The sequence below is a fragment of the Micromonospora sp. NPDC051227 genome (genome assembly GCF_044455385.1).
Lineage (GTDB): Bacteria > Actinomycetota > Actinomycetes > Mycobacteriales > Micromonosporaceae > Micromonospora.
Window position 1 is genome coordinate 669,396 of sequence record NZ_JBITET010000002.1, and the last position, 21,261, is coordinate 690,656.

General features: G+C 69.8%; 19 protein-coding genes. All 19 read right to left on the reverse strand.

What is annotated here, in order from left to right; all coding sequences use genetic code 11:
* Positions 1-107 precede the first annotated feature (107 nt).
* The 19 genes from ACIA47_RS07230 to ACIA47_RS07320 all read right to left on the reverse strand — a co-directional run bounded on the left by ACIA47_RS07230 (position 108) and on the right by ACIA47_RS07320 (position 21,201).
* Positions 108-1,493, reverse strand: a complete 1,386-nt coding sequence (locus ACIA47_RS07230; RefSeq protein WP_396706171.1) for a glycoside hydrolase family 6 protein — start codon at positions 1,491-1,493, stop codon at positions 108-110.
* Positions 1,494-1,653: 160 nt separating this feature from the next.
* On the reverse strand, positions 1,654-4,491 hold the full coding sequence (locus tag ACIA47_RS07235) for an AfsR/SARP family transcriptional regulator (RefSeq protein WP_396706173.1): 2,838 nt from the start codon (positions 4,489-4,491) through the stop codon (positions 1,654-1,656).
* A 151-nt stretch (positions 4,492-4,642) separates the two neighbouring features.
* The gene (locus tag ACIA47_RS07240) at positions 4,643-5,620 is read right to left on the reverse strand and encodes a carbohydrate kinase family protein (RefSeq protein WP_203121582.1); all 978 of its coding nucleotides are present in this window, start codon (positions 5,618-5,620) and stop codon (positions 4,643-4,645) included.
* 14 nt (positions 5,621-5,634) lie between these two features.
* Positions 5,635-7,080 carry an adenosylhomocysteinase gene (gene ahcY, locus ACIA47_RS07245; RefSeq protein WP_396706175.1) on the reverse strand — a complete coding sequence of 482 codons (1,446 nt, stop codon included), beginning with the start codon at positions 7,078-7,080 and terminating at the stop codon, positions 5,635-5,637.
* Between the two features lie 105 nt (positions 7,081-7,185).
* Positions 7,186-8,721 (reverse strand): peroxidase family protein, encoded by a 1,536-nt coding sequence (locus ACIA47_RS07250; RefSeq protein ID WP_203121585.1) that lies wholly within the window; start codon positions 8,719-8,721, stop codon positions 7,186-7,188.
* Positions 8,722-8,803: 82 nt separating this feature from the next.
* Positions 8,804-10,189 (reverse strand): acetyl/propionyl/methylcrotonyl-CoA carboxylase subunit alpha, encoded by a 1,386-nt coding sequence (locus tag ACIA47_RS07255; RefSeq protein ID WP_396706179.1) that lies wholly within the window; start codon positions 10,187-10,189, stop codon positions 8,804-8,806.
* Positions 10,190-10,193: 4 nt separating this feature from the next.
* Entirely contained in the window at positions 10,194-10,631 is a 438-nt protein-coding gene (locus ACIA47_RS07260; RefSeq protein WP_396706181.1) for an acetyl-CoA carboxylase biotin carboxyl carrier protein, read from the reverse strand.
* The gene (locus tag ACIA47_RS07265) at positions 10,618-12,279 is read right to left on the reverse strand and encodes an acetyl-CoA carboxylase carboxyltransferase subunit alpha (RefSeq protein ID WP_396706183.1); all 1,662 of its coding nucleotides are present in this window, start codon (positions 12,277-12,279) and stop codon (positions 10,618-10,620) included. The genes ACIA47_RS07260 and ACIA47_RS07265 overlap by 14 nt, the downstream gene beginning before the upstream one ends.
* Positions 12,276-12,746: an SRPBCC family protein gene (locus ACIA47_RS07270; RefSeq protein WP_396706185.1), complete on the reverse strand. Its 471-nt coding sequence runs from the start codon at positions 12,744-12,746 to the stop codon at positions 12,276-12,278. Before ACIA47_RS07270 ends, ACIA47_RS07265 begins: the two co-directional genes overlap by 4 nt.
* Positions 12,747-12,750: 4 nt before the next feature.
* The gene (locus ACIA47_RS07275) at positions 12,751-13,008 is read right to left on the reverse strand and encodes an acyl carrier protein (RefSeq protein WP_130406896.1); all 258 of its coding nucleotides are present in this window, start codon (positions 13,006-13,008) and stop codon (positions 12,751-12,753) included.
* Complete coding sequence (locus ACIA47_RS07280) at positions 13,005-13,466, reverse strand: cupin domain-containing protein (RefSeq protein ID WP_203121591.1); 462 nt, start codon at positions 13,464-13,466, stop codon at positions 13,005-13,007. The genes ACIA47_RS07275 and ACIA47_RS07280 overlap by 4 nt, the downstream gene beginning before the upstream one ends.
* A gap of 2 nt (positions 13,467-13,468) precedes the next feature.
* Entirely contained in the window at positions 13,469-14,476 is a 1,008-nt protein-coding gene (locus ACIA47_RS07285) for a methyltransferase (protein ID WP_396706188.1), read from the reverse strand.
* Positions 14,473-14,814 carry a TcmI family type II polyketide cyclase gene (locus tag ACIA47_RS07290; RefSeq protein ID WP_396706190.1) on the reverse strand — a complete coding sequence of 114 codons (342 nt, stop codon included), beginning with the start codon at positions 14,812-14,814 and terminating at the stop codon, positions 14,473-14,475. The genes ACIA47_RS07285 and ACIA47_RS07290 overlap by 4 nt, the downstream gene beginning before the upstream one ends.
* Positions 14,815-14,818: 4 nt before the next feature.
* Positions 14,819-16,441, reverse strand: coding sequence for an FAD-dependent oxidoreductase (locus ACIA47_RS07295; RefSeq protein ID WP_396706192.1), 1,623 nt, complete (start codon positions 16,439-16,441; stop codon positions 14,819-14,821).
* Positions 16,434-16,760, reverse strand: coding sequence for an antibiotic biosynthesis monooxygenase (locus ACIA47_RS07300; RefSeq protein WP_091394929.1), 327 nt, complete (start codon positions 16,758-16,760; stop codon positions 16,434-16,436). The genes ACIA47_RS07295 and ACIA47_RS07300 overlap by 8 nt, the downstream gene beginning before the upstream one ends.
* Positions 16,761-16,775: 15 nt before the next feature.
* Entirely contained in the window at positions 16,776-17,834 is a 1,059-nt protein-coding gene (locus tag ACIA47_RS07305; protein WP_396706194.1) for a methyltransferase, read from the reverse strand.
* Positions 17,831-19,051 carry a ketosynthase chain-length factor gene (locus ACIA47_RS07310; RefSeq protein WP_396706196.1) on the reverse strand — a complete coding sequence of 407 codons (1,221 nt, stop codon included), beginning with the start codon at positions 19,049-19,051 and terminating at the stop codon, positions 17,831-17,833. Before ACIA47_RS07310 ends, ACIA47_RS07305 begins: the two co-directional genes overlap by 4 nt.
* Entirely contained in the window at positions 19,048-20,310 is a 1,263-nt protein-coding gene (locus ACIA47_RS07315; RefSeq protein WP_124861448.1) for a beta-ketoacyl synthase, read from the reverse strand. Before ACIA47_RS07315 ends, ACIA47_RS07310 begins: the two co-directional genes overlap by 4 nt.
* Before the next feature lie 81 nt (positions 20,311-20,391).
* Positions 20,392-21,201, reverse strand: coding sequence for an AfsR/SARP family transcriptional regulator (locus ACIA47_RS07320; protein ID WP_196920881.1), 810 nt, complete (start codon positions 21,199-21,201; stop codon positions 20,392-20,394).
* Positions 21,202-21,261: the final 60 nt, after the last annotated feature.

The window sequence follows — 21,261 nt, forward strand, 5'->3', positions numbered from 1 at the left end:
GGCGCGGCGTCCCCTGAGCTACGGGGGCGCGAGCGCGAGCTGGGGTGACAAAGGGCGGCCCGGCGCGGAGAGTGGTCCTTCGCGCCGGGCCGCCGCATCGGCTGAGGTCAGCTGGTCACGCAGTCGGCCAACACGCCCGGGCCGGTGCCGGTGCCCTGGAAGCCGAAGTTGGTCGACTGTCGGCCTACGACCCGTCCGTTGTAGCTCACGTTGGTGAACCCTACGGTTCCGCTGGTGCCGCTGACCTGCGCGTTCCAAGCGCTGGTGACCGCGCCGTTGGGCAGCGCGACGGTAACGGTCCAGCCGTTGATGTCCGACTTGCCGGCGGTGACCGTCACGCTCGCTGTGAAGCCGCCAGCCCACTGGTTGACCGCAATCGACGCGTAGCAGCCGTCACCGGCCGGCGGCGAGCTGTTCGGAGGGGTGGTCGGCGGTGTGGTCGTCGGCGGGGTAGTGGTCGGGGGAGTGGTCGTCGGCGGCGGCGTCGTCGGCGGGGTGGTGGTGGGCGGGTTGGGCGCGCCGTTGGCCAGACTGAAGGCCAGGTCGGGCTGGAACGAACCGGCAGTGAAGCGGCAGCCGTCCGCCTCCCCCGGCGGCTTCACCCACAGGTACGCGTCGATGTTGCCGTCACCCGTGTTGGTCGTCGGGTACTGCCCGATGCGCCGGTCGGTGTTGTCGTCGCCGCACCAGTCCCCGCTGGCACCCCCGTTACGGCTGGTGTCGATGACCTGGCGCTTGCCCGAGATCCCCATGCCGTTGAGGGCGGAGATGACCGCCCGACCGAAGTTCGCCTCGTTGGAGGTGGAGTTGTAGTTCGACACGTTGGTGAAGAAGCCGTCGGCGTACTGCACACCTGCCGCCCGGAGCCGGTTGGCCGTCTCACCAGCGCTGTTCCAGGTGGAGTGGCCGCCGTCGAGGTACACCTTGGCGTTGGGGTTGCCCGACTTGATGGTCCGGGTGGCCGTCGAGATCGCCTGGTTGCGCGCGTTGATCTCGGCGCTGCTCAGGCAGGTCAGCAGAGCGAGCGAGTCGGTTTCCAGGATGATGATGACGGTCTGGTTGCCCAGTCCCCTGGCGAAGTTGGACACCCACGTCTGGTACTGGTTGAGGTCCGGCGCCCCACCGGCGCTGGCCCCACCGCAGTCCCGGTTGGTGATCTCGTAGACCGCCAGCACCGGGATCTGCTGCGCCGCGTTGGCGGCGCCGATGAACCCGGAGACCTCGGACTGCACTGTCGAGGGGTTGAAGTTGGCGAACCAGCGCGCCTGCGGCTGACTCGCGATCTTGTCGCGGATGACGGCGGTACGCGAGTCGCCGGGGTTGGCGGCGACCCAGCGGACGACTGCCGAGCTCGGGTCACGGTAGAGCGACCCGGACAGCGTGCCGGCGGAGGCGCTGCTGACGGCGAGGCAGACGCCGACGGCGGTGGCGCCCGCGACGGCCGCCACGCTGATGGCCGCCGATCTGCGGCGGAGCGAGGAGAGGATAGCCACGACGTGTTGCCTCCAGATCACATAGATGTATCTAAGTCCATGGGAGCGTTCCCATGGACGTTAGCGGAGGCGGGCACCGCTGCCAAGACGTGAACACGTGTCAATGGGTAGGATGTCACTGTTTGGACGACCGCATCTGGGTGTCACCACTGGCGGGGAGTCAGGAACCGTAGATGCTGATTTTCAGCTTCTCTCGAATGGCTGCCGCCTGCACCTCGTCGCGCCCGTTATAGACATCCAAGGCTTGATGCCACACCTTCCACGCGGCGGCCAGGTCACCGGCGGCCTCGTAGGTGTCGCCGAGGCGGGCCAGCGCGCTCGCCTGCAGAGTGGCTTCACCGACCTCCGCAGCCAGGTTGACCGCGCGCCGTCCGCAGGAGAGGGCTTGCGCGTGGTCGCCTCGTTGGTGGTGAACATGCGCCAGGCTGTCCCACACGTACGCCTCACCGTGGAGGTCACCCAGGCGCTGCACGAGAGCGACGGCGCGTCCGCAGTAGTCAAGAGCGCGGGTGTGGTCCCCCAGCAGACTGTGGTACCACCCGACGGCGTTGAGTGCGCTTGCCTCGCCAGATTCGGGACCCGCATGCTGATGGAGGTGCAGCATTTGTTGGGCGTGCGCCAGCGCTTCACGGTAGCTCCCCTGGCGCTCGGCCAACCAGGACAGATTGCTGTGGACCTGCGCCTGCCCGGTCCGGTCCCTGATCTCGACGTACAGGTGCAAGGCAGACCTGTGGTGCTGGCGGGCACGTTCGTAGTGCCCCAGGCGGGTGTGGGCGTTGGCGAGGCCGCGATGACAGCGGGCCTCGGCCCTACGGTCCTTCAGCCGCTGCGCGGCGACGAGACCGGTGGCCTCGACCGCAGCCCACTCGTGCCACCATCCGCATCGGTTGAGGAAGGTGGTCAGTGTCCAGCCAAGTTGCCAGGCGTGCGAGTCGAATCCGTTCGAGGCTGCCATGTCGACGGCCGTGACGAGTGCCCGCCGTTCGCGCGTGTACCAGGCGAACGCCGCGTCGCTGTCGGTGAGGATCTCGGTGGTCACGCCGGGCTGCGGCGCCGCGAGGTCTATCGAGTCACGCCGGTGCGGATAGATCAGGCGATCGGCGACATGGGCGGTGTGCAGATAGTGGTCGAGCATCCGATGCCGCGCGGCGCGCAGATCGCGCTCGGTCTCGTGACCACTGACGAGTTCGCGCGCGTATGCGCGCAGGAGATCGTGGAGCGCGTACCTGTCGGCCGAACGCCGCTCGACCATGTGCACGGCTACCAGGTCGGCCAGCAGTCGGCTGGTCTGGTCCAGCGGCAGGCCGGCCAGGCTGGCGCAGGTCGAGACGGCCATCTCCAGGCCGTGGTGCAGGCCGAGCAGGCGAAACAGGCGGGCGTGTTCGGGGCTGAGAGCGCGGTAGGAGCCGGAGAGAACTGTCCGGAGGTCGGACTGCGGATCGTCTCCGGCAAGGACGTCCAGATCCTCGCCGCTCCCGAGGCGACCGGCGAGGACTTCGATCGGGAGCTGGGCGTCGGTGGCCGCACGCGCCGCGACGATCGCCAGCGCCAAGGGTAGTCCTGCGCACCGGCGGATGATCTGGTCGACGGCTTCCGCGTCCTGCACGACCCGGGCGACGCCGAGTCGACGGGTGAGCAACTCGTGCGCTTCCACCTCGGTCAGCATGCCGAGCGAGACGGGTTGAGCCCCTTCGTTCACGACGAGTCCGGTGAGCCGGTTTCGGCTGGTGACCACGACCAGGCAGGACGGGTTGCCCGGGAGCAGCGGGCGCACCTGTGCCGCATCGCGGGCGTTGTCCAGTACGACCAGCACCCGCCGGTCGGCCAGGACGCTGCGGTAGAGGCCCACCTGGGCGTTGAGCCCGGGAGGTATCCGGTCTGGCGGAACGTGTAACGCTTCCAGGAAGTCTCGTAGGACGTCGGTGGGCTTGAGGGCCGCCGTCCCGTCCGGGCCGAACCCGTCCAGGTTCACGAAGAGCTGCCCGTCCGGGAAACGGTCGCGGACCCGATGTGCCCAACGGACGGCCAGCGCGGTCTTGCCGACACCGGCATGGCCCACGATGGACAGGACCGTCGGGTGCGGCTGGTCAGTGGGACCGGTCGCCAGAGCCGCATCCAACTCGGCCAGACTGGCGGAACGGCCGACGAACAGGGCGCCTTGAACAGGAAGTTGAGCCGGGCGAACAGGTGTCGCACCGGTGCCGGAGGCAAGGGCGACGCCCTCGGGACGCGCCGACGGGTCGAGGGCTCGGTCTTGCCGAAGAATCGCCTCATACCTCTTACGCAGCTCGTCACCCGGGTCGACGCCCAGTTCGTCGGCGAGCGTGGAAGCGACGCGCTGGTACGCCTCGATCGCCTCCGCCTGCCGCCCGGACTGGTAGAGGCCGGTCATCAACATGGCCGCGAGCCGCTCGCGCAGCGGATGTTTCGCCACCAGGTCAGTCAGTTCGGCGACCACGGCGGCCCCGCCGCCGAAGGTCAGCTCGCACTCCAGGCACTCTTCGAGAACCGCGATGCGCATCTCCTCCAACACGGCCGCCTCGCGCTCCAGCACGATGCCGTTCAGATCCGCGAGCGCAGGGCCCCGCCACATCGACACCGCCTGACGCAGCACGACCGCAGCCTTGCGCTTGTCATCAAGCGCTATGAGGCGCCGCCCCTCGGACACGGCGTCCTTGAATCGGGCGAGGTCCAGCTGACACGCGTCGACCCGAAGCCGGTAGTTGGCGCGCTCACCACCCAGCAGGTGCGCCGCACCGTAGCGGTCAAGTGTGCGACGCAGCTGCCAAATTCCGCTGTGGATCTGGTTGCGAGCTGTCGCGGGCGGGTCCCCGCTCCAGGCGATGGCGATCAGGTCTGCGGCGGACACCAGCTGGCCGTGGCGGAGAAGCAGACCGGCCAGCAGCCTTCTCTGCCGCTCGCCGCCCAGCTCAACGCGTCGGTCGCCAGCGCGAACCTCCAGCGGCCCGAGCACCATGAAGTCGATCGGCACCGCCACGATGACACCCCCGTTGTGCAGATCGGCCCGTAGGGTAGTCATCTGGTATCACAGTGTCAAGATCGGGCTTTGCTGGTCGTCGTAAATCGTCTGAAGACCGTCCGGGGACGGGCCGCCGCAGGGGCAGCGGTTCGCCCTCCGACTGGCCCGATCAGACCCGAGCGAGCCCCAGCGCCCGCACGTCGACCGCGACGTCCGGGCCGTAGGAGTCGGCAATGCGGCGCTCGAACGCGTCGGCGTCGACCGTGTATTCCTGCGGGCCCTCAACCTCCAGCACGTGCGCCGCCAGCACGCAGCCCACCTGTGCCGCGCGCTCGATGGGCAGGTCGGCGGCGAGCGCGGCGAAGAAGCCGGCCCGGAAGCCGTCGCCGACGCCGGTCGGGTCGACGATGCGGCCCACCCGCGCCGCCGGGACCAGGACGTCACCCTCCCGCCCGGTGACGCGTACCCCGTTGGCGCCCAGGGTCACTACCCGCACGCCCACGCGGCGCAGGATGTCGTCTTCGCTCAGCCCGGTCTTCGACTCCAGCAGCGCCGCCTCGTACTCGTTGGTCAACAGGTAGCGAGCGCCGTTGATCATCGCCTCGATGTCGGACGACGGCATCCGGGCCAGCTGCTGTGACGGGTCGGCGGCGAAGGGCAGGCCCAGCCGGCGGCAGGCGGCGGCGCGGGCGAGCATCGTGTCCGGGTTCTCCGCGGCGACGATGACGAGCCCGAGCCCGCCGGCCCGCGCGGCGACACCGTCGAGGCTGATCCGGTCGGGCTCGCCCATCGCGCCGGGATAGAACGACGCGATCTGGCAGAGGTCGGTGTCGGTGGTGCAGATGAACCGGGCGGTGTGTGCGATGGAGCTGACCTGCACCTCTGAGCAGTCGACCCCGTGCCGCTCCAGCCAGCTGCGGTAGTCGCCGAAGTCACCGCCGACCGCGCCGAGCAGCACCGGCCGGTGCCCGAGTTGAGCGAGCCCGAAGGCGATGTTGGCCGCGACTCCGCCGCGCCGGACGACAAGGTCGTCGACGAGGAACGAGAGCGAGACGGTGTCGAGGCTGCCGGCGATGAGTTGCTCGGCGAACCGCCCCGGAAAACGCATCAGATGGTCGGTCGCGATCGAGCCGGATACGGCGATCATGCGGACGGGCCCTCTCAGTAGCGGTAGTGGTCGGGCTTGTAGGGCCCTTCGACCGGGACGCCGAGATAGTTGGCTTGTTCCTTGGTGAGTTCGGTGAGGCGGACACCCAGCGCCGAGAGGTGGAGTCGGGCCACCTTCTCGTCCAGGTGCTTGGGGAGGGTGTGGACACCGATCGGGTACTGGTCGGTGCTGGTGAACAGCTCGATCTGCGCGATGGTCTGGTTGGCGAAGCTGTTCGACATCACGAAGCTCGGATGCCCGGTGGCGTTGCCGAGGTTCAACAGCCGACCCTCGGACAGCACGATGATCGAGTGGCCGTCCGCGAACCGCCACTCATCCACCTGCGGCTTCACGGTGATCCGCTCGACGTCCCCGCGTTTCGCGAGACCGGCCATGTCGATCTCATTGTCGAAGTGGCCGATGTTCCCCACGATCGCCTGGTGTTTCATCCGCGCCATGTGCTCGTTGGTGATCACGCTGAAGCAGCCCGTGGCGGTCACGAAGATGTCCGCGGTCTCGACAACGTCGTCGATGGTCGCGACCTGGTAGCCGTCCATCGCCGCCTGGAGGGCGCAGATCGGGTCCACCTCGGTCACGATGACCCGCGCACCCTGGCCACGCAGACTCTCGGCGCAGCCCTTGCCGACGTCGCCGTAGCCGAACACGACGGCGACCTTCCCGCCGATCAGCACATCGGTGGCCCGGTTGATCCCGTCGATCAACGAGTGCCGGCAGCCGTACTTGTTGTCGAACTTGCTCTTGGTCACCGAGTCGTTCACGTTGATCGCCGGGAACAGCAGGTTGCCCGCCTGCTGCATCTCGTACAGCCGGTGCACACCGGTCGTGGTCTCCTCGGTCACCCCCTTGATCCCGGCAGCGACCCGCGTCCAGCGGCGGTTGTCCTCCCGCAGCGACCGGGTCAACACACCGAGGATGACCTCGTACTCCTCGGAGTCGGCGCTCTCCGGCGACGGCACCGCCCCGATCGCCTCGAACTCGGCGCCCTTGTGCACCAGCAGCGTGGCGTCACCACCGTCGTCGAGGATCATGTTCGGGCCCTGCCCATCCGGCCAGAGCAGCACCTGCTGGGTGCACCACCAGTACTCGTCGAGGGACTCGCCCTTCCAGGCGTAGACCGGCACCCCCGCCGGGGCGTCCGGGGTGCCGGTCCGGCCGACCACGACCGCTGCCGCCGCGTGATCCTGGGTCGAGAAGATGTTGCAGGACGCCCACCGGACCTGCGCGCCGAGCGCCACCAGCGTCTCGATCAACACAGCCGTCTGAATGGTCATGTGCAGCGAGCCGGTGATCCGCGCACCCTTCAACGGCTGCCGCGAGGCGAACTCCCTCCGGATCGACATCAGACCCGGCATCTCATGCTCGGCCAGCTCGATCTCCTTACGCCCGAAGGCCGCCAACGACAGATCCGCCACCTTGAAATCGCTGAAGTCGCCAGTCATGCCCGCACCTTCCTCCACCCGCGTCGAGGACCGTTGGAGTCCCGTTCAACCGGGCTCATGCTCCGCACACCGGGCCGCCCGGGCCCGGGTGCGGAGCAGGCGCCGTCAGGAGTTGCGGCTGGCCGGGTCGACCCGGGCGTACGTGAGCAGGTCGGCCATCGTGAACTGGCCCGAGAAGCGGGCGGGCAGGGTCGGGCGCCAGCTGGGCTGCACCTTCAGGTAGCTCGCCGGGTCGAGCTGGGCGATGCCGATGAGCACCTCTGCCACGATTCGCCCACCGACGGCGCCCAAGGAGCCGCCACCGGCCTGGAGTTGTGCCTCCTTGAGGATGTAGTAGAAGAGCGGGGTGTTGGAGTCCAGGCCGAGGCCGTACCCGCTGAGCTCCGGGAAGTTGAAGCTGCCGAGCGCGGGCGCCCCGATGTGTGCGGCGATCCGCTGGCCCGACGGGATGCCGAAGGTGAGCTGACGGAGCAGGTCGCGGCCGAGCAGGTTGGCCGACGGCGAGCCGGACGGTGGCGGTGGCAGCGGGAAGCCGAACAGCGGCGTCGAGTTGCGCACGTCGATCCACTTGCTCCAGCGCACCTGGCCGTCGAAGAACTGGAACCAGAACTGGTGGTCGAGGTAGCGACGAGCGGCCCGCTTCCCGCCGCGCAGGTCGGCAGGGTCGGCACCGCTCAGCGACGAGTCGAAGAGCATGGCGTAGAACTCGTCGCCGCCGTTGCCGGTGCGGTTGACCAGGTAGGCCGGTCGTGGCTGGCTGTGGCCGAAGCGGAACGCCGCCGCGGTGAACTCGACCGGGATGAACGTCGCGTTCGGCTCCGGCCGGTAGAAGCGGCGGCCTCCGCTGAGCACCGTGGAGACCGCGCCCGGGCCGGCAATCAGCGGAAGGAACTCGTTGAGCACGATCCACTGGTAGTGCCAGGTGACAAGCTGCCGGGCGGCGCCGAAGACCTGTGCCGCCGGGGTGCCCTGCGCGCGTACCAGGTCGACCACCCGGTTGTGGAAGAGAATGAACGCGGCCGTTATCTGCGCGATCGGCAGGTTCTCGTCGTTGCGGGGGTCGAAGACGATCGCCCTGCCGCTGGAGTTGCGCGGCAGGTCTTCGAAGCGCCCACCGGACTCGATCTTGAGTTTGGCGGGATCGGCGGAGTTGTACAGCTCCGGGTTTGCGGTCGGCCCGCCGCCGTAGAGCGAATCGAGGTCGAGGGCCGGCGTCCGCGGGTTGGGCACAGTGGTCGGGTCGACCGGCGTGCCCAGCGGCGCCGTCGTCTCGAAGGCCAGGTCGTGGTCGACGAACTGCCCGAAGTACGTCATGCCCTGCGGGACCGAGAAGTTGTCGGGGTTGTTGATGCTGTGCTGCTGCAGGTCGGCGAGCGCCTCCGCACCGACGCTGAGCGGGTCGCGGGCGTCCATCGGGCCGCCGACGCGCGACAGGTCGATCAGCGCGTTCCGCATCTGGGTCGTCGCGGACCCGAACGCCGGCAGCGACGGGAACATCCGGCCGAACCGGTTGGAGAACGCGGCCGCCGCGGGCGTCGCGTCGAGCAGGACTCCCCCGGTGCCGGCCACGAGCGCCCCCGCGCCGACTCCGGCCAATAATCGCCGTCGGCTGACACCTCGAGAAGCGTTGTCAATTGCCATGTCGGCCACCTTCCGTCCGCGGGCGCCCGCGTGGACGCACGGGCCGTAAACCCGCGAACCGGCAGCAGTGTGAACCCTTCGGTTAGTGGCGCCCTGGAGCTTCGGTGGTGTCCGGCTGGAGGCCGGTGAGCATGGTGTCGACCAGCGAGGTGTCGTGTTTCGCCGCACGGAACAGCGGGTGGTCGAGCGTCGATCGGAGGAAGTCGCGGGTGGTGGCCACACCTGGCCCCTCGACGGCGCACTCGTCGAGGGCGCGGGCCATCCGGGCCAGGGCCTGAGGGCGGTCGGGTGCCCAGACGACCACCTTCGCGAGAAGGGAGTCGTAGTCGGCCGGCACCCGGTAACCGGCGTACCCGTGCGTGTCGACCCGGACGAACGGACCGGCGGGCAGGTCGAAGCGGGTCAGCTCACCCGGCGTCGGTACGAAGCCGCGCGCCGGGTCCTCGACGTTGAGGCGACACTCGATCGCCGTGCCGCGCGACGTCACGTCGGCCTGGGTCAGCGCGAGCCGTTCGCCGGCCGCGACGAGGATCTGTTGCCGCACCAGGTCGACGCCGGTCACCAGCTCGGAGACCGGGTGCTCGACCTGGAGCCGGCAGTTGACCTCCATGAGGTGGAAGTCGTCCCCACCGCCGACCAGGAACTCGAAGGTGCCCGCGCCCACGTAGCCGACACCGAGCGCGCCGGTGACCGCGGCGGCGGTCATCCGGTCGACCATGTGTTGCGGCAACCCGGGCGCGGGCGACTCCTCGATCAGCTTCTGGTGACGCCGCTGCACCGAGCAGTCGCGCTCGCCGAGGTGGATGCCGTTGCCGTAGCGGTCGGTAAGCACTTGCACCTCGACGTGGCGGGCCGACTCGAGGTAACGCTCGATGTAGACCCGGTTGTCGCCGAAGAGCAGCTGCGCCTCGGCCCGCGCGGAGGCGAACTCGCCCAGGAACGAGGTCGGGTCGCGGACGACCCGTACGCCCCGACCGCCACCACCGGCGACGGCCTTGATGATCAGCGGGAAGCCGATCTCCTCGGCGACCGCGCGGGCGCGGGCCGCGGACTCGACGGCGTCGGTCGTTCCGGGCAGCACCGGCAGGCCGAGGCCCGCCATGATGCCCCGCGTCCGGGCCTTGTCGCCCAGCGCGGCCATCACGGCGGGCGGCGGCCCGATGAACGTGATCCCGTCGGCCTCGCAGATCTCGGCGAAGTCCGGGTCCTCGGAGAGGAATCCGTAGCCCGGGTGGATGGCGTCGGCTCCCGTGCGGCGGGCCGCCTCGATGATGGCCGGGGCGCTCAGGTAGCTGCGCCGGCTGGGACCCGGCCCAATCTGGACGGCTTCGTCGGCCAGCCGCACCACCGCCGAGTCCCGGTCGACGGTCGAGTAGACCGCCACGGTACGCAGCCCCATCTCCCGGCAGGTCCGGGCGATCCGGACCGCGATCTCGCCCCGGTTGGCGATCAGGACCGACTCGAACACTGGGTCAGCCCTCCAACACAGCTAAGGCGATCAACCGTTCGCCGTACTCGACCGGGGTCGCGTTGGGCACCAGCACCTTCACGACCTCGCCCGCGCGGTCGGCTTCGACCGGGATCATCATCTTCATCGCTTCGAGGATCGCGACCTGCTGGCCGGGCACGACCTGGTCACCCTCACTGACGAACGGGTCAGCGCCGGGCGACGGCGCGAGGTAGAGCGTCGCGACCATCGGCGCGCACACGTAGTGCAGACCGGCGTCGGCCTCCACCGCCGGGACCGCCGGGACCGCCGCCACCCAGGGTGCGCCGTCCGGCCACTCCACCTCGACCACCAGGTCGCCGTGCTGGAGCCGGGCGCGACGGACCGGACCTGGCGTCGACCCGATCAGCCGCGCGAGACTGCGGACCGCGGCGTCCAGCGGGTCGCCGTTACCCTCCGGCATTCGTCAAACCTCCGATCTGTCGGAAGCGGGCCCGGCGATGGGCCTGCACCTCCTCGCGGTTGAGACCGGCCAACTCCGCGAACGCGTCGACAACCGCCCGATGTACGGCCGACGCGGTCGCCCCGGGATCGGCCGGCGCCCCGCCCTGTGGTTCGGGAACCACCCCGTCGACGATGCCGAGCGCCAGCAGGTCACCGGCCTGGAGCTTGAGCTGCGCGGCGGCCTCGTCGGCCCGACCGGAGTCGTTCCAGAGGATCGCCGCGCAGCCTTCCGGGCTGATCACCGAGTACGTGGCGTTGGAGAGCATCAGCACCCGGTTGCCGACGCCGAGGGCGAGGGCACCTCCACTGCCACCCTCGCCGGTCACGATCGCGACGACCGGAACCGTCAGTCCGGCCATCAGCCGGATGCTGTCGGCGATGGCGAGGGCCTGCCCGTTCTCCTCCGCCGAGATGCCGTGGTAGGCGCCGGGCGTGTCGATCAGCGTCACGATCGGCGTGCCGAGCTTTTCGGCCAGGCGCATCAGCCGGGCCGCCTTGCGATAGCCCGCCGGTGTCGCCATGCCGAAGTTGCGGCTGGCCACCTCAGCGACCGTGTGGCCCTTCTGGTGGCCGATCACCACTGTGGGCCGGCCGTCGATCAGGCCGACGCCGCCGACGATCGCCGGGCAGTCACTCGCCAGCCGGTCGCCGTGCAGCTCCACGAAACCGTCCACGAAGTGGCCGATGTAGTCGAGTGTGGATGGCCGACCGAGATCGCGGGACAGCGCCACGACCGCCCACGGGTCCGCCGACTCGGGGGGCGCGGTGGCCCGTACCGGGTGAGGATCCGGTGCGGGCCGGTCGGCCCTCGCGAAGGCCAGCAACCGGCCGATGGTCGACCGCAGGTTCGACCGGGGCACCAGGTCGTCGAGCATGCCGCGGGCGAAGAGGTACTCGGCGGTCTGGAAGCCGGCCGGCAGCGGCTGCCGCAGCGTCTGCTGGATGACCCGCGGGCCGGCGAAGCCGAGGCGCGCCCCCGGCTCGGCGAGAATGACGTCGCAGAGCGTCGCGAACGATGCCGCGACGCCACCGTAGGTCGGGTCGCTGACCAGCGAGATCGTCAACACCCCGGCCTCGTCGAGGGCTCCGAGCGCCGCGCTCGTCTTGGCCATCTGCATCAGCGACAGCACGCCCTCCTGCATCCGGGCCCCGCCGGAGGCGCTGACGATTAGCAGAGGCGTACGGGTTTCGAGCGCCAACTCGGCGGCCCGGGTGATCCGCTCGCCGACGCCCGTGCCGAGGCTGCCACCGAGGAACCGGAAGTCCATGACCGCCGCTATCAACGGCTGCCCCTCGACAGTGCCCCGGACGCAGACAACTGCCTCGTCCAGCCCGGTGCGCCGACGGGCGGCCTCGATCCGTTGCGGATAGGGCCTGGTGTCGACGAACCCGAGCGGGTCGCCGACGGCGTCGACCGGCGGCAACTCCTCGACCGAGTCGAGATCGAAGAGCTGCTCGATCCGCTGGTGTGCGGTGACCTGGTCGTGGTGATCGCACTCCGGGCAGACGCCCAGGTTGCGCTCGACCCGGCGCTGGTAGAGCAGCGCCCGGCAGCCCGGGCAGATCAGCCAGCTCTTACCGACGGGCGTGTTGACGGTGGCGGTCATGACTGCCCGCGTTCGGCCGCGGCCTTCTCCACGATCTCCCGGATGCGTGCCTGCTGCTCACGTGTGGTCCGGTTGAGGTGGGCGGTCATGCCCTCGTCGTCGGCGTGGCCGCCCGGCCGCATCTCGAAGTCCTGTACCCACCGCATTCGCACGCCGCCGTCCGGGATCTCGGTGTACTCCCAGAACAGGTTCATGTACTTGAAGGCGCCCGTTTCCAGCCGCCGTGCCCGCACCACTTTGTCGGCGCGGTCGGGCACCCGCTCGGAGACCCAGCTCCAGACCCGGCCGGCCGGGTCGGGGTGCATGGTCAGGCGGAAGACGACGGCCCCGTCGGCGGACGTCGAGAGCACTTCCGTGCTGGCGTACTCGCTGAACAGGGAGGGCCAGTTGGGGATGTCGTTGGTCAGGTCCCAGACGAGGTCGAACGGTGCGTTGATGACGATCGCGTTGTCAGTGTGTCCGGCCATGGGGTCACCGATCCGCGAGTCGTTGGTTGACGTAGTCGACGGCGAGCCGCGGCGTCTTCATGATCGACACGGCGTCGTCGGGAATGCGCACCTCGTACTCCTGCTGCACCCGCGCCGCCAGCTCCAACAGCGCGAGCGAGTCGTAGCCCAGGTCCTCGAACGGCGCGTCGAGCGTCGCCGGATCGGCCCAGTCGGTCTGCTCGACCACACCGGAACTGGTCTCCAGGATCCGACGCAGGTCGTCGAGGGTCAGCTGGCTCATGAGTTTCCTCCCGTCGGTCGTTGCCACCCGTCGCGCACGCCGCCGACCTGCGGCACCGGCGACTCGGGGTGCGGGACCTCCTCGGTGTCGACGTGGCCCAGCTCGGGACGCGGCGCGAGCGGGCTGATCTGGAACACGATCAGCGCGGTCTCGCCACCGGCGTTGACGATGCGGTGCCGCTGGCCGCGACGGACCATGAGGGCCTCGTCGGCCGTGAGCTTGACCTCCGCGCCGTCGACCCGGATCACGACCTCGCCGCGCACCAGATAACAGAACTTGTCCGAGTACGGGTTGTACTGCTCCGCCAGGAACTCGCCCGGCTCCAGACGGACCGTGCCCATGAAGCCCTCCGTCGCGTCGACGGTCTTCGGGCTGAGCAGGATCCGCACCTCGCCGCCGATCCGGTTGATGCCGGGCACGTCGGTGGCGGCGACCTTCACGATCGGTTGCCGATGCATGGTCATCCCTTCTCTGCGACGAGCACTCGGAACGGCAGGTCCGTCGGGTGGACGGTGGCCGGGCCGAAGCCCGCCGCGGCGAGGGCCCGGTTGTAGGCGGCGACGGAGTGCGACTCCCCCTCGAAGGTCCAGACCAACATCAGCACCGAGAAGAGGTACGGCGCCGGGTCCAGTGCCGGCGACTCGTCGCCAGTGGTGAAGCCGACGATGACCAGCCGTCCACCCGGCTTGACCACGGAACCGAGCCGGGTCACCAGCTCATGCACCCGCTCCTCGGAGAAGTGGTGGGTGACGTTGGTGAGCAGTACGACGTCGTAGGGGCCACCGAGATCGGTGGTGAACATGTCACCCGGCAGGAACGACGCCCGGTCGCGCACGCCGAGCCGCTCGGCGTGCTTCTCCGTCACGGCGAGCACGTTGGGCCAGTCCAGCGAGGTCACCGCCGCCTGCGGGTTGTGCTGCGCGAGCGTGTAGCCGTAGACGCCGTGCCCGCAGGCGACGTCGAGGATGTCGAGCTCGGCGCGCTCCTTCGTCCACGGCGCGAGGGCCTCGGCCATCACCTCGGCGGTCGGCTGGGCGACCTTCGTCGCGTACGCGGCGAAGTCCTCCCAGTAGGTGTACTCCGGGGTCTCAGCGTGCACGTCGAGCACGGTGCCGCCGGCCCGTACGGCCGCGCTGAGGTCGCGCAGCGCGTCCCACTCCCAGTCGCTCGACATCACCTTGACCATTCCGCCCAGGTAGTCCGGACGGCTGCTGACCAGGTGGTCGGCGGCGGCCGGGGTGAGCGAGAAGTGCTCGCCGGTCCGGTCGGTGAGACGGATCGCGGTGAGCGCGTCGAGCAGGATGCGTGCGCCCCGCGGGTGGATGCCGAGCTTCGGAGCGAGCCCGCTGGCCGTGGCCGGGCCTGCGGCGAGCGCGTCGAAGACGCCCAGCTCGACGCCGGTACGCAGCAGGCTCGTCTTCTTGTATGCCTGCATCATGTCGTTGATGTCGCGGCGGGTCAGCGTCACGTGATGCTCCCTGTCTCGGGGCTCCAGGTGTAGAAGGGCGTGGCCAACGAGTCCTGCAACTCGGTCATGCTGTCCGGCGCGTAGCGCTGCAGGTGGGCCGAGAGGCGCCGGTTGACCTCCTGGAAGTCCGCGCGGGCTCGGGCCGCGAGGAGCTTGTCGAAGACGTCGGTGTCGGCCTCGAGCAGGTGCATGTAGAGGTCCTGGTAGCGGAAGAGCGTGCGCCGCGAGATGCCGACGACGTAGGGCATGTCGCCCTTGTCGTGCTCGGCGAAGAGCTCGGCGACCGCGTCGGCGTGGCTGGGTGCCATCCGCATGACCATGAGGGCGCGGTAGGACATGTGTTCACGCTCCCCGCAGGATCGTGGCCAGGGCGGCGGTCAGGGTCTGCGCCTGGTCGTCGACCGGGCCGGCGCTGCGCCAGGCGACGATGCCGTCGGGGCGTACCAGCAGCGCCCCGCCGGGGCCGACGCCACAGCTCGCGAGCCACGAGCCGTCGTCGGCGAGGTCACCGTCGGGACCGGCGGTCAGCGCCTTGATCGGAAGCCCGGTCGTCGCGGAGACCGCCTCGGCCGCCGCGAGCCAGGCGTCGTCGCCGGGGGCCGTGGCCAGCGTCCAGCCCTCGGTCAGCACGTCGATCGTGGATACCCGAGCGCCGTCGTGGTCGACCCAGCCGTGCGGGGCACGCGATCCGGGTTGGCCGGTGAAGGTCAGCTCGCGGGGCAGCAGCTCGGTGTCGGCGGGCGCGCCGACGATCGCGTTCGAGGTGTAGCGGTAGCCCATCGTCACGATGACGAAGTCCCGGTAAGCGGCCTTGTCCTCGTCGGCGAGCTGACCCCGGGTGCGGAAGAGCATCCATGCCTGGTCGGCGGTCGCCGCGCCGACCGGACGACGCTCGGCTTCGTAGGAGTCGAGCAGGCTCTCGTCGGCTCGCCCCTGAAGCACGTCGGCGAGCTTCCACGCCAGGTTGTGCGCGTCCTGGATGCCGGCGTTGACGCCGAAGCCGCCGGCCGGCGGGTGGGCGTGACAGGCGTCGCCGGCGAGGAAGACACGCGCCGACTGGTACGCGTCGGCGACCATGTGCCGCGCGTCCCAGGGCTGGGCCGACTCGACCTCGACCTCCAGCTCGGGGTCACCGGCCGCGATCCGGGCCAGCTCGACGCAGCGTTCCGGGGTGAAGTCGGCCGGCGACTGCCCCCGCTCGGGGTAGTAGTTGACGCCGAACATCCACCGCCCCGGCTCGATGAAGAGCAGCAGACCCTGGGCCAGCTGGTTCATCAGGTAGATCAGCGTGAACCGCGGTGCGGTGTCGGGCAGGTCGACCTTGGCGCGGAAGATGATGCTGACGAAGTTCCCGGCCACACCGTTGCTGCGGTTGCCGATCTGGAGCATCTCGCGGACGGGGCTCTTCACGCCGTCGGCCGCGACGACGTAGCGCGCTCGGATGGTGCGTGTCGTGCCGTTGTCGTTGATGGTCGCGGTCACCCCGTCCTGGTCCTGGGTCAGCCCGACCAGCTCGTTCTGGAAGCGGATCTCCGCGCCCGCCTCGACGGCGGCGTCGTGGAGCAGCGGCTCGTAGTGGTCCTGGCCGCACCAGATCGGCCAGCTAGGCGTGAACTTGTCGTAGTCGACGTCGTGCGCCTCCATCACGAACGACTTGTCGAGGGCGGCCAGGGACTGGGCGCCGAGCATGACCAGTGGCGTGGCGCGGCCGGCGCGGACGAGGTCGAGTTCCGCGCCCGGCCCGACGATCTTCATGCCGGCCTCCTGCACGGCCGGCTCCAGGCCGACGGTGCGGAAGATCTCCACAGTGCGGGCGTGCAGACCGGTCGCGCGGGGAATCGTCGACAGCCGGGGCCGCCGTTCGACCAGGATCGGCCTGATCCCTTTGCGGGCCAGGAAGAGCGCGGTCGACAGGCCGACCGGGCCACCGCCGACGATCAGGACGTCGGTGCTTCCGTCAGACATGAGCGTCCTCCGTGTAGACGACTTTGTAGAGGTGGCGTTCCGGCGTGGCGATCGCGCGTACCTCGCCGAAGTGGGGGTGAACCTCGGGGTTCTGGAGCATCGCTGTGAAGTGCTCTTCGCTCTTCCACTGCGCGTAGTTGACGACCCGGGTCCCGTCGAGGCTGGCGTGGATGTTCGCCGACACGAACCCGTCGACCTTGGACATCACCGCGTCGGTCGCCTCGATCAGGATGTCGACGAGCTTCTGCTGGTTGGCCGGCTCGACGGTGAAGATGTTGACCATCGTCACGACCGGCTGGTCGATGCCGATGTGTGCCATTGCGGGCTTCCTTCCCTAGATCGGACGCGCTTCGAGCAGGGCCCAGCCGCGGGACGCGGGGGTGTTGACCAGCTCGAAGCCGGACGCGGTGAACAGCGCCTGCCATTCGCGGAGGTCGCGCTCCTTGCCGCCGAAGAGCACCAGCATGTCGATGTCGATGATCTTGGCGTGGTCCCACTGGTTGCGCGGCGGCACGATCTGGTCGATCGCGATGAGGCGGGAGTCGGCGTCCCCGATCGCCGCCCGGATCCGACGCAGCAGCCTGACGCAGGTGTCGTCCGGCCAGTTGTGGACGATCGACTTCAGGATGTACGCGTCGGCGCCCGCCGGTAGCTCGTCGGTGAAGAAGTCGCCGCCCCGCACCTCGACCCGCTCGGTGACACCGTGCTCCTTGAGCAGCGGTTCGGCGTCGGCCACGACCTCGGGCAGGTCGAAGAGGACACCGGTGCCCTCGGGGTGACGCTGGAGCATCTTGGCCAGGAAGTAGCCGTTGCTGCCGCCGATGTCGGCGATCCGGCCGAACCGCTCGGGCGCCAACTCCGCCGCGAACCGGTCGGCGAGCCGCCGGCTCCAGTGGGCCATGAAGCCTTCGAAGAACCGGTTGGCCTCCGGGTGGGCCTGGAGGTAGTCGTAGAAGCCCATGCCGAAGATCTTGTTGAAGGCCGGCTCACCGGTGCGGACGCTGTGCAGGATCTCCGCGTACGGGAGGCGGTTGAAGTCGGCGCCGCTGAACTGCACCATCGGCCGCAGCCCGCCGATCCGGGCCGACGTCAGCCCCTCACCGAGCGGGGTCAGCGCGAACGACCCGTCCTCCTGCTCGTCGAAGATGCCGACCGCGGAGGCCGCGCGCAGGATCCGCCGCAGCGCGTCCTCGTGCGACTCGGTCGCCGCCGCCAGTTGGGCGACGGGCACCGGTCCGTCGACGAGCAGGTCGGCAACACCGAGCTCGGTGACCACGTAGATCACGTGGGCGATCTGTTTGGCGCTTCCCAGCACCGCGATCTGCCGTTCACGCAGGTCAAGTGCCTGCTGCTCGTCGAAGTTCGCGACGGCGGCGAGGCTGGCGTCGGTCATCGTCCATTCCTTTCGTCGGTCACGACCATTGCCGCGTTGAACCCGCCGTAGCCCCTGGCGAGGACGAGCGCCGCGCGTACGGGTGTCTCCCGCGCGACGTCGCGCACCAGGTCGAGGTGCAGGCCCTCGGCCGGCTGGCGGATGTTGGTGGTGGGCGGGATGACACCGTGCCGGATGGACAGCAGCGCGGAGACGAGGTCGAGCGCCGCCCCGCCCGAGTAGAGCCGGCCGGTCATCGTCTTGGGCGCGGTCACCGGCACCCCACGTGGGCCGAAGACCGCGGTGATCGCCTCGGCCTCGACGCGGTCGAGCTCCGCGACACCGGCGCCGTCGGCGAAGACGACGTCGATGTTGGCCGGTGTGAGACCGGCGTCGGACACTGCCATCTCGGCCGCCCGACGCAGCCCCGGCGGGCGGCCGGTGCCGGGCCGTGGGTCGAACGTCGCGCCGTAGCCGGCGATCACCCCGTAGACGGCGGCCCCGCGCCGAGCAGCGGTGTGTTCGTCCTCCAACACGAGGATCGCCCCGCCCTCACCCGGCACGTAACCCGACGCGTTGGCGTCGAACGGCAGGAACGCCGTGGCCGGATCGCGCCCCGTACTGAGAAGACCGTTGGCGAGCTGGGCCGTCCAGCCCCACGGGCAGAGCGACGCGTCGACACCGCCGGTCATCACGAGCTGCACGCCCTTGCGCACCTGGCGCCGGGCCTGCGCTACCGCGTCGAGCCCACCCGCCTGCTCGGTGACGAGCACCCCGGTCGGCCCACGCATCCCGTGGCGGATCGAGATCTGGCCGGTGTTGACAGCGTAGAACCAGGCGAACGACTGGTAGGCGCTGACGTGCTCGGAGCCCTTGCTCCAGAGCTTCTCCAGCTCACGGTGGCCGAACTCGAAGCCGCCCGACGCGCTGGCCGTGACGACACCCATGCCGAACTCGGGCAGCGCCGACGGGTCGACCGACGCATCGGCCAGCGCCCATTGCGCCGCCGTCAACGACAGCCGGGTCATGTGGTCGGTCTGCGCCATCAGCCGGCTCGGGATGTGATCGGCCGCCGCGTATCCGGGAACCTCGCCGGCCAACTGGGCGGGGTAACCCGAGGGGTCGAAACGGCTGATCGGCCCGATGCCACCCACCCCGGCGACGGTGGCCTTCCAGAAGGCGTCGCGGCCCAACCCGTTGGGCGCGGCCACCCCGACCCCGGTGACGACAGTGGTCATGCCACACGCGCCAGGAGCATCGCGCTCTGGAAGCCGCCGAACCCGCTGCCCACGCTCAACACCACGTCGGTCTGCTGCTCACGCGCGGTGAGCGGCACGTAGTCGAGATCGCACTCCGGGTCGCGTTCGTGCAGGTTGGCTGTCGGCGGCACCGCCCCGTGCTTGATCGCCAGGGCCGACGCCGCGATCTCGATCGAGCCGATGGCGCCGAGGGAGTGGCCGATCATCGACTTGATCGAGCTGACCGGGGTGCGGTACGCGTGGTCGCCGAGGCTCCGCTTGAACGCCGCCGTCTCGTGCCTGTCGTTCTGCTTCGTACCCGAGCCGTGGGCGTTGATGTAGTCGACGGCGTCGCCGGGCAGCCGGGCGTCGGCGAGCGCGACCCGGATCGCCTCGGCCATCTCCCGCCCGTCGGGCCGCAGGCCGGTCATGTGGAACGCGTTGGAGCGCGAGGCGAACCCGACCAGCTCGGCGTAGATCTGCGCACCTCGCCGGCGGGCGTGCTCGAGCTCTTCGAGGACGAACATCGCCGAACCCTCGCCGAGAACGAACCCGTCGCGACTGTTGTCGAACGGCCGTGAGGCGTGCGTCGGGTCGTCGTTGCGGGCCGTGGTCGCCTTGATCGCGTCAAAGCAGGCCACCGTGATCGGCGAGATCGGGGCGTCGGTCGCGCCGGCGATCATCACGTCGGCCGAGCCCTCCCGGATCAGCTCCCGGGCGTGGCCGACGGAGTCGAGGCCCGACGTGCAGCCGGTGGAGACCACCGTCGCCGGACCTTCCGCCCCGACCGACCACGCCACCTCACGGGCGAACGAGCTCGGCACCAGATAGTCGTAGAGGTGCGGGGTGGCGTACCGGTGGTCGGTCAGCCATTTCCGGCCGCCGTCGCTGACCACGACGTACTCCTCTTCGAGGCTCATCGTGGCCCCGACCGCCGTGCCGACGCTGACGCCGACCCGGGTCGGGTCGACGACCTCGAAGCCGCTGTCGGCCAGCGCCTCCCGGGTGCAGACCACGGCCATCTGGGCCGCCCGGTCCATCCGGCGGACCTCCTGCGGCGACAGGCCCTCGGCGACCGGGTCGAAGTCGGCCTCTGCGGCCACCCGCGACCGGAAGGGGGTGGCGTCGAAGAACGACAGGGTACGGGTGGCCGTGCGGCCAGCGGTCAACAGTTCCCAGAACGCCTTGGTGCCCAGTCCACCGGGGGCGATGACGCCAATCCCGGTGATTACCACCCGACGGTCGGATGTGCTCGTCATGGAAGACCTCCTGGCCGCGATGTCCGTGTGAAAGCTAGGGACGGCCGGTCGAACGGCGCTGGAGCGTCGGTCGAGGGCCTGTCACGAGGCCCTGGCAAGCCCCGGGCGCAATGGCCCGCCGGCGGCCAACACCTCCCGCTGGAGCCGCTGGAGGTCAGGCGAAGGGTCCAGGCCCAACTCCTCACTGAGCACCCGGCGCAGGTGGTGGTAAGCCTGCAACGCCTCGCCACGGCGTCCCGAGCGGCTGAGCGCCACGATGAGCTGGCGGTGGAACCACTCGTTGAGCGGGTACGTGCCCACGAGATAGCGCAGCTCGCCGATCAGCTCACGGTGGCGGCCGAGCGTGATGTCGGCCTGGATGCGCAGCTCCAGCGCGCGGATCCACTGCTCCTGGAGGTGGATCGCGTGCGCCTCCAACGCCGGCCCGAACGTCACGTTGGCGCCCACCGGCCCCGTCCACATGGCCAGCGCCCGCCGCAGCACCTCGGCGCCCTCCTCGGGCCGGTCGGACTCGATGTGCGAGCGGCCCTGGTCGAGCATCGTCTCGAACACCTCGGCGTCGAGCTGGCCCGGCTCCACCCTGAGCAGGTAGCCGCGGGCGCGGCTCTCCAGCACGGTCCGGTCCGGCGTCTCTATGCCCTCTTTCGCGAAGAGCTTGCGCAGGTGGTAGATGTAGGTCTGCACGGTGGTGACGGCGCTGCGCGCCGGATCGTCACCCCACAGCTCCCGGATTATCGAGTCGACCAGAACGACACGATTGGCCCGCATCACCAGCAGCGCCAACACGGTCCGCACCTTCGGCGGCGTCGGCGTGCAGATCCGGCCCTCGTGGATCACTTCCAGCGACCCGAGGATCTCGTACCTGACCACAGTGGTCCCCCCATTCCCCATAGCACTCGTCGAGACGTTCCCAAGCTATGGATGAGCGGGGCGTGTCGGAACGACCGCAGG

Bases quoted from the DNA above. Each gene is read 5' to 3' on its own strand.
- ACIA47_RS07240 (WP_203121582.1), bottom strand. From the start codon at position 5,620: ATGATCGCCGTATCCGGCTCGATCGCGACCGACCATCTGATGCGTTTT.
- ahcY (WP_396706175.1), bottom strand. From the start codon at position 7,080: ATGACTGGCGACTTCAGCGATTTCAAGGTGGCGGATCTGTCGTTGGCG.
- ACIA47_RS07250 (WP_203121585.1), bottom strand. From the start codon at position 8,721: ATGGCAATTGACAACGCTTCTCGAGGTGTCAGCCGACGGCGATTATTG.
- ACIA47_RS07260 (WP_396706181.1), bottom strand. From the start codon at position 10,631: ATGCCGGAGGGTAACGGCGACCCGCTGGACGCCGCGGTCCGCAGTCTC.
- ACIA47_RS07265 (WP_396706183.1), bottom strand. From the start codon at position 12,279: ATGACCGCCACCGTCAACACGCCCGTCGGTAAGAGCTGGCTGATCTGC.
- ACIA47_RS07270 (WP_396706185.1), bottom strand. From the start codon at position 12,746: ATGGCCGGACACACTGACAACGCGATCGTCATCAACGCACCGTTCGAC.
- ACIA47_RS07275 (WP_130406896.1), bottom strand. From the start codon at position 13,008: ATGAGCCAGCTGACCCTCGACGACCTGCGTCGGATCCTGGAGACCAGT.
- ACIA47_RS07280 (WP_203121591.1), bottom strand. From the start codon at position 13,466: ATGCATCGGCAACCGATCGTGAAGGTCGCCGCCACCGACGTGCCCGGC.
- ACIA47_RS07290 (WP_396706190.1), bottom strand. From the start codon at position 14,814: ATGTCCTACCGCGCCCTCATGGTCATGCGGATGGCACCCAGCCACGCC.
- ACIA47_RS07295 (WP_396706192.1), bottom strand. From the start codon at position 16,441: ATGTCTGACGGAAGCACCGACGTCCTGATCGTCGGCGGTGGCCCGGTC.
- ACIA47_RS07300 (WP_091394929.1), bottom strand. From the start codon at position 16,760: ATGGCACACATCGGCATCGACCAGCCGGTCGTGACGATGGTCAACATC.
- ACIA47_RS07305 (WP_396706194.1), bottom strand. From the start codon at position 17,834: ATGACCGACGCCAGCCTCGCCGCCGTCGCGAACTTCGACGAGCAGCAG.
- ACIA47_RS07310 (WP_396706196.1), bottom strand. From the start codon at position 19,051: ATGACCACTGTCGTCACCGGGGTCGGGGTGGCCGCGCCCAACGGGTTG.
- ACIA47_RS07315 (WP_124861448.1), bottom strand. From the start codon at position 20,310: ATGACGAGCACATCCGACCGTCGGGTGGTAATCACCGGGATTGGCGTC.
- ACIA47_RS07320 (WP_196920881.1), bottom strand. From the start codon at position 21,201: ATGGGGAATGGGGGGACCACTGTGGTCAGGTACGAGATCCTCGGGTCG.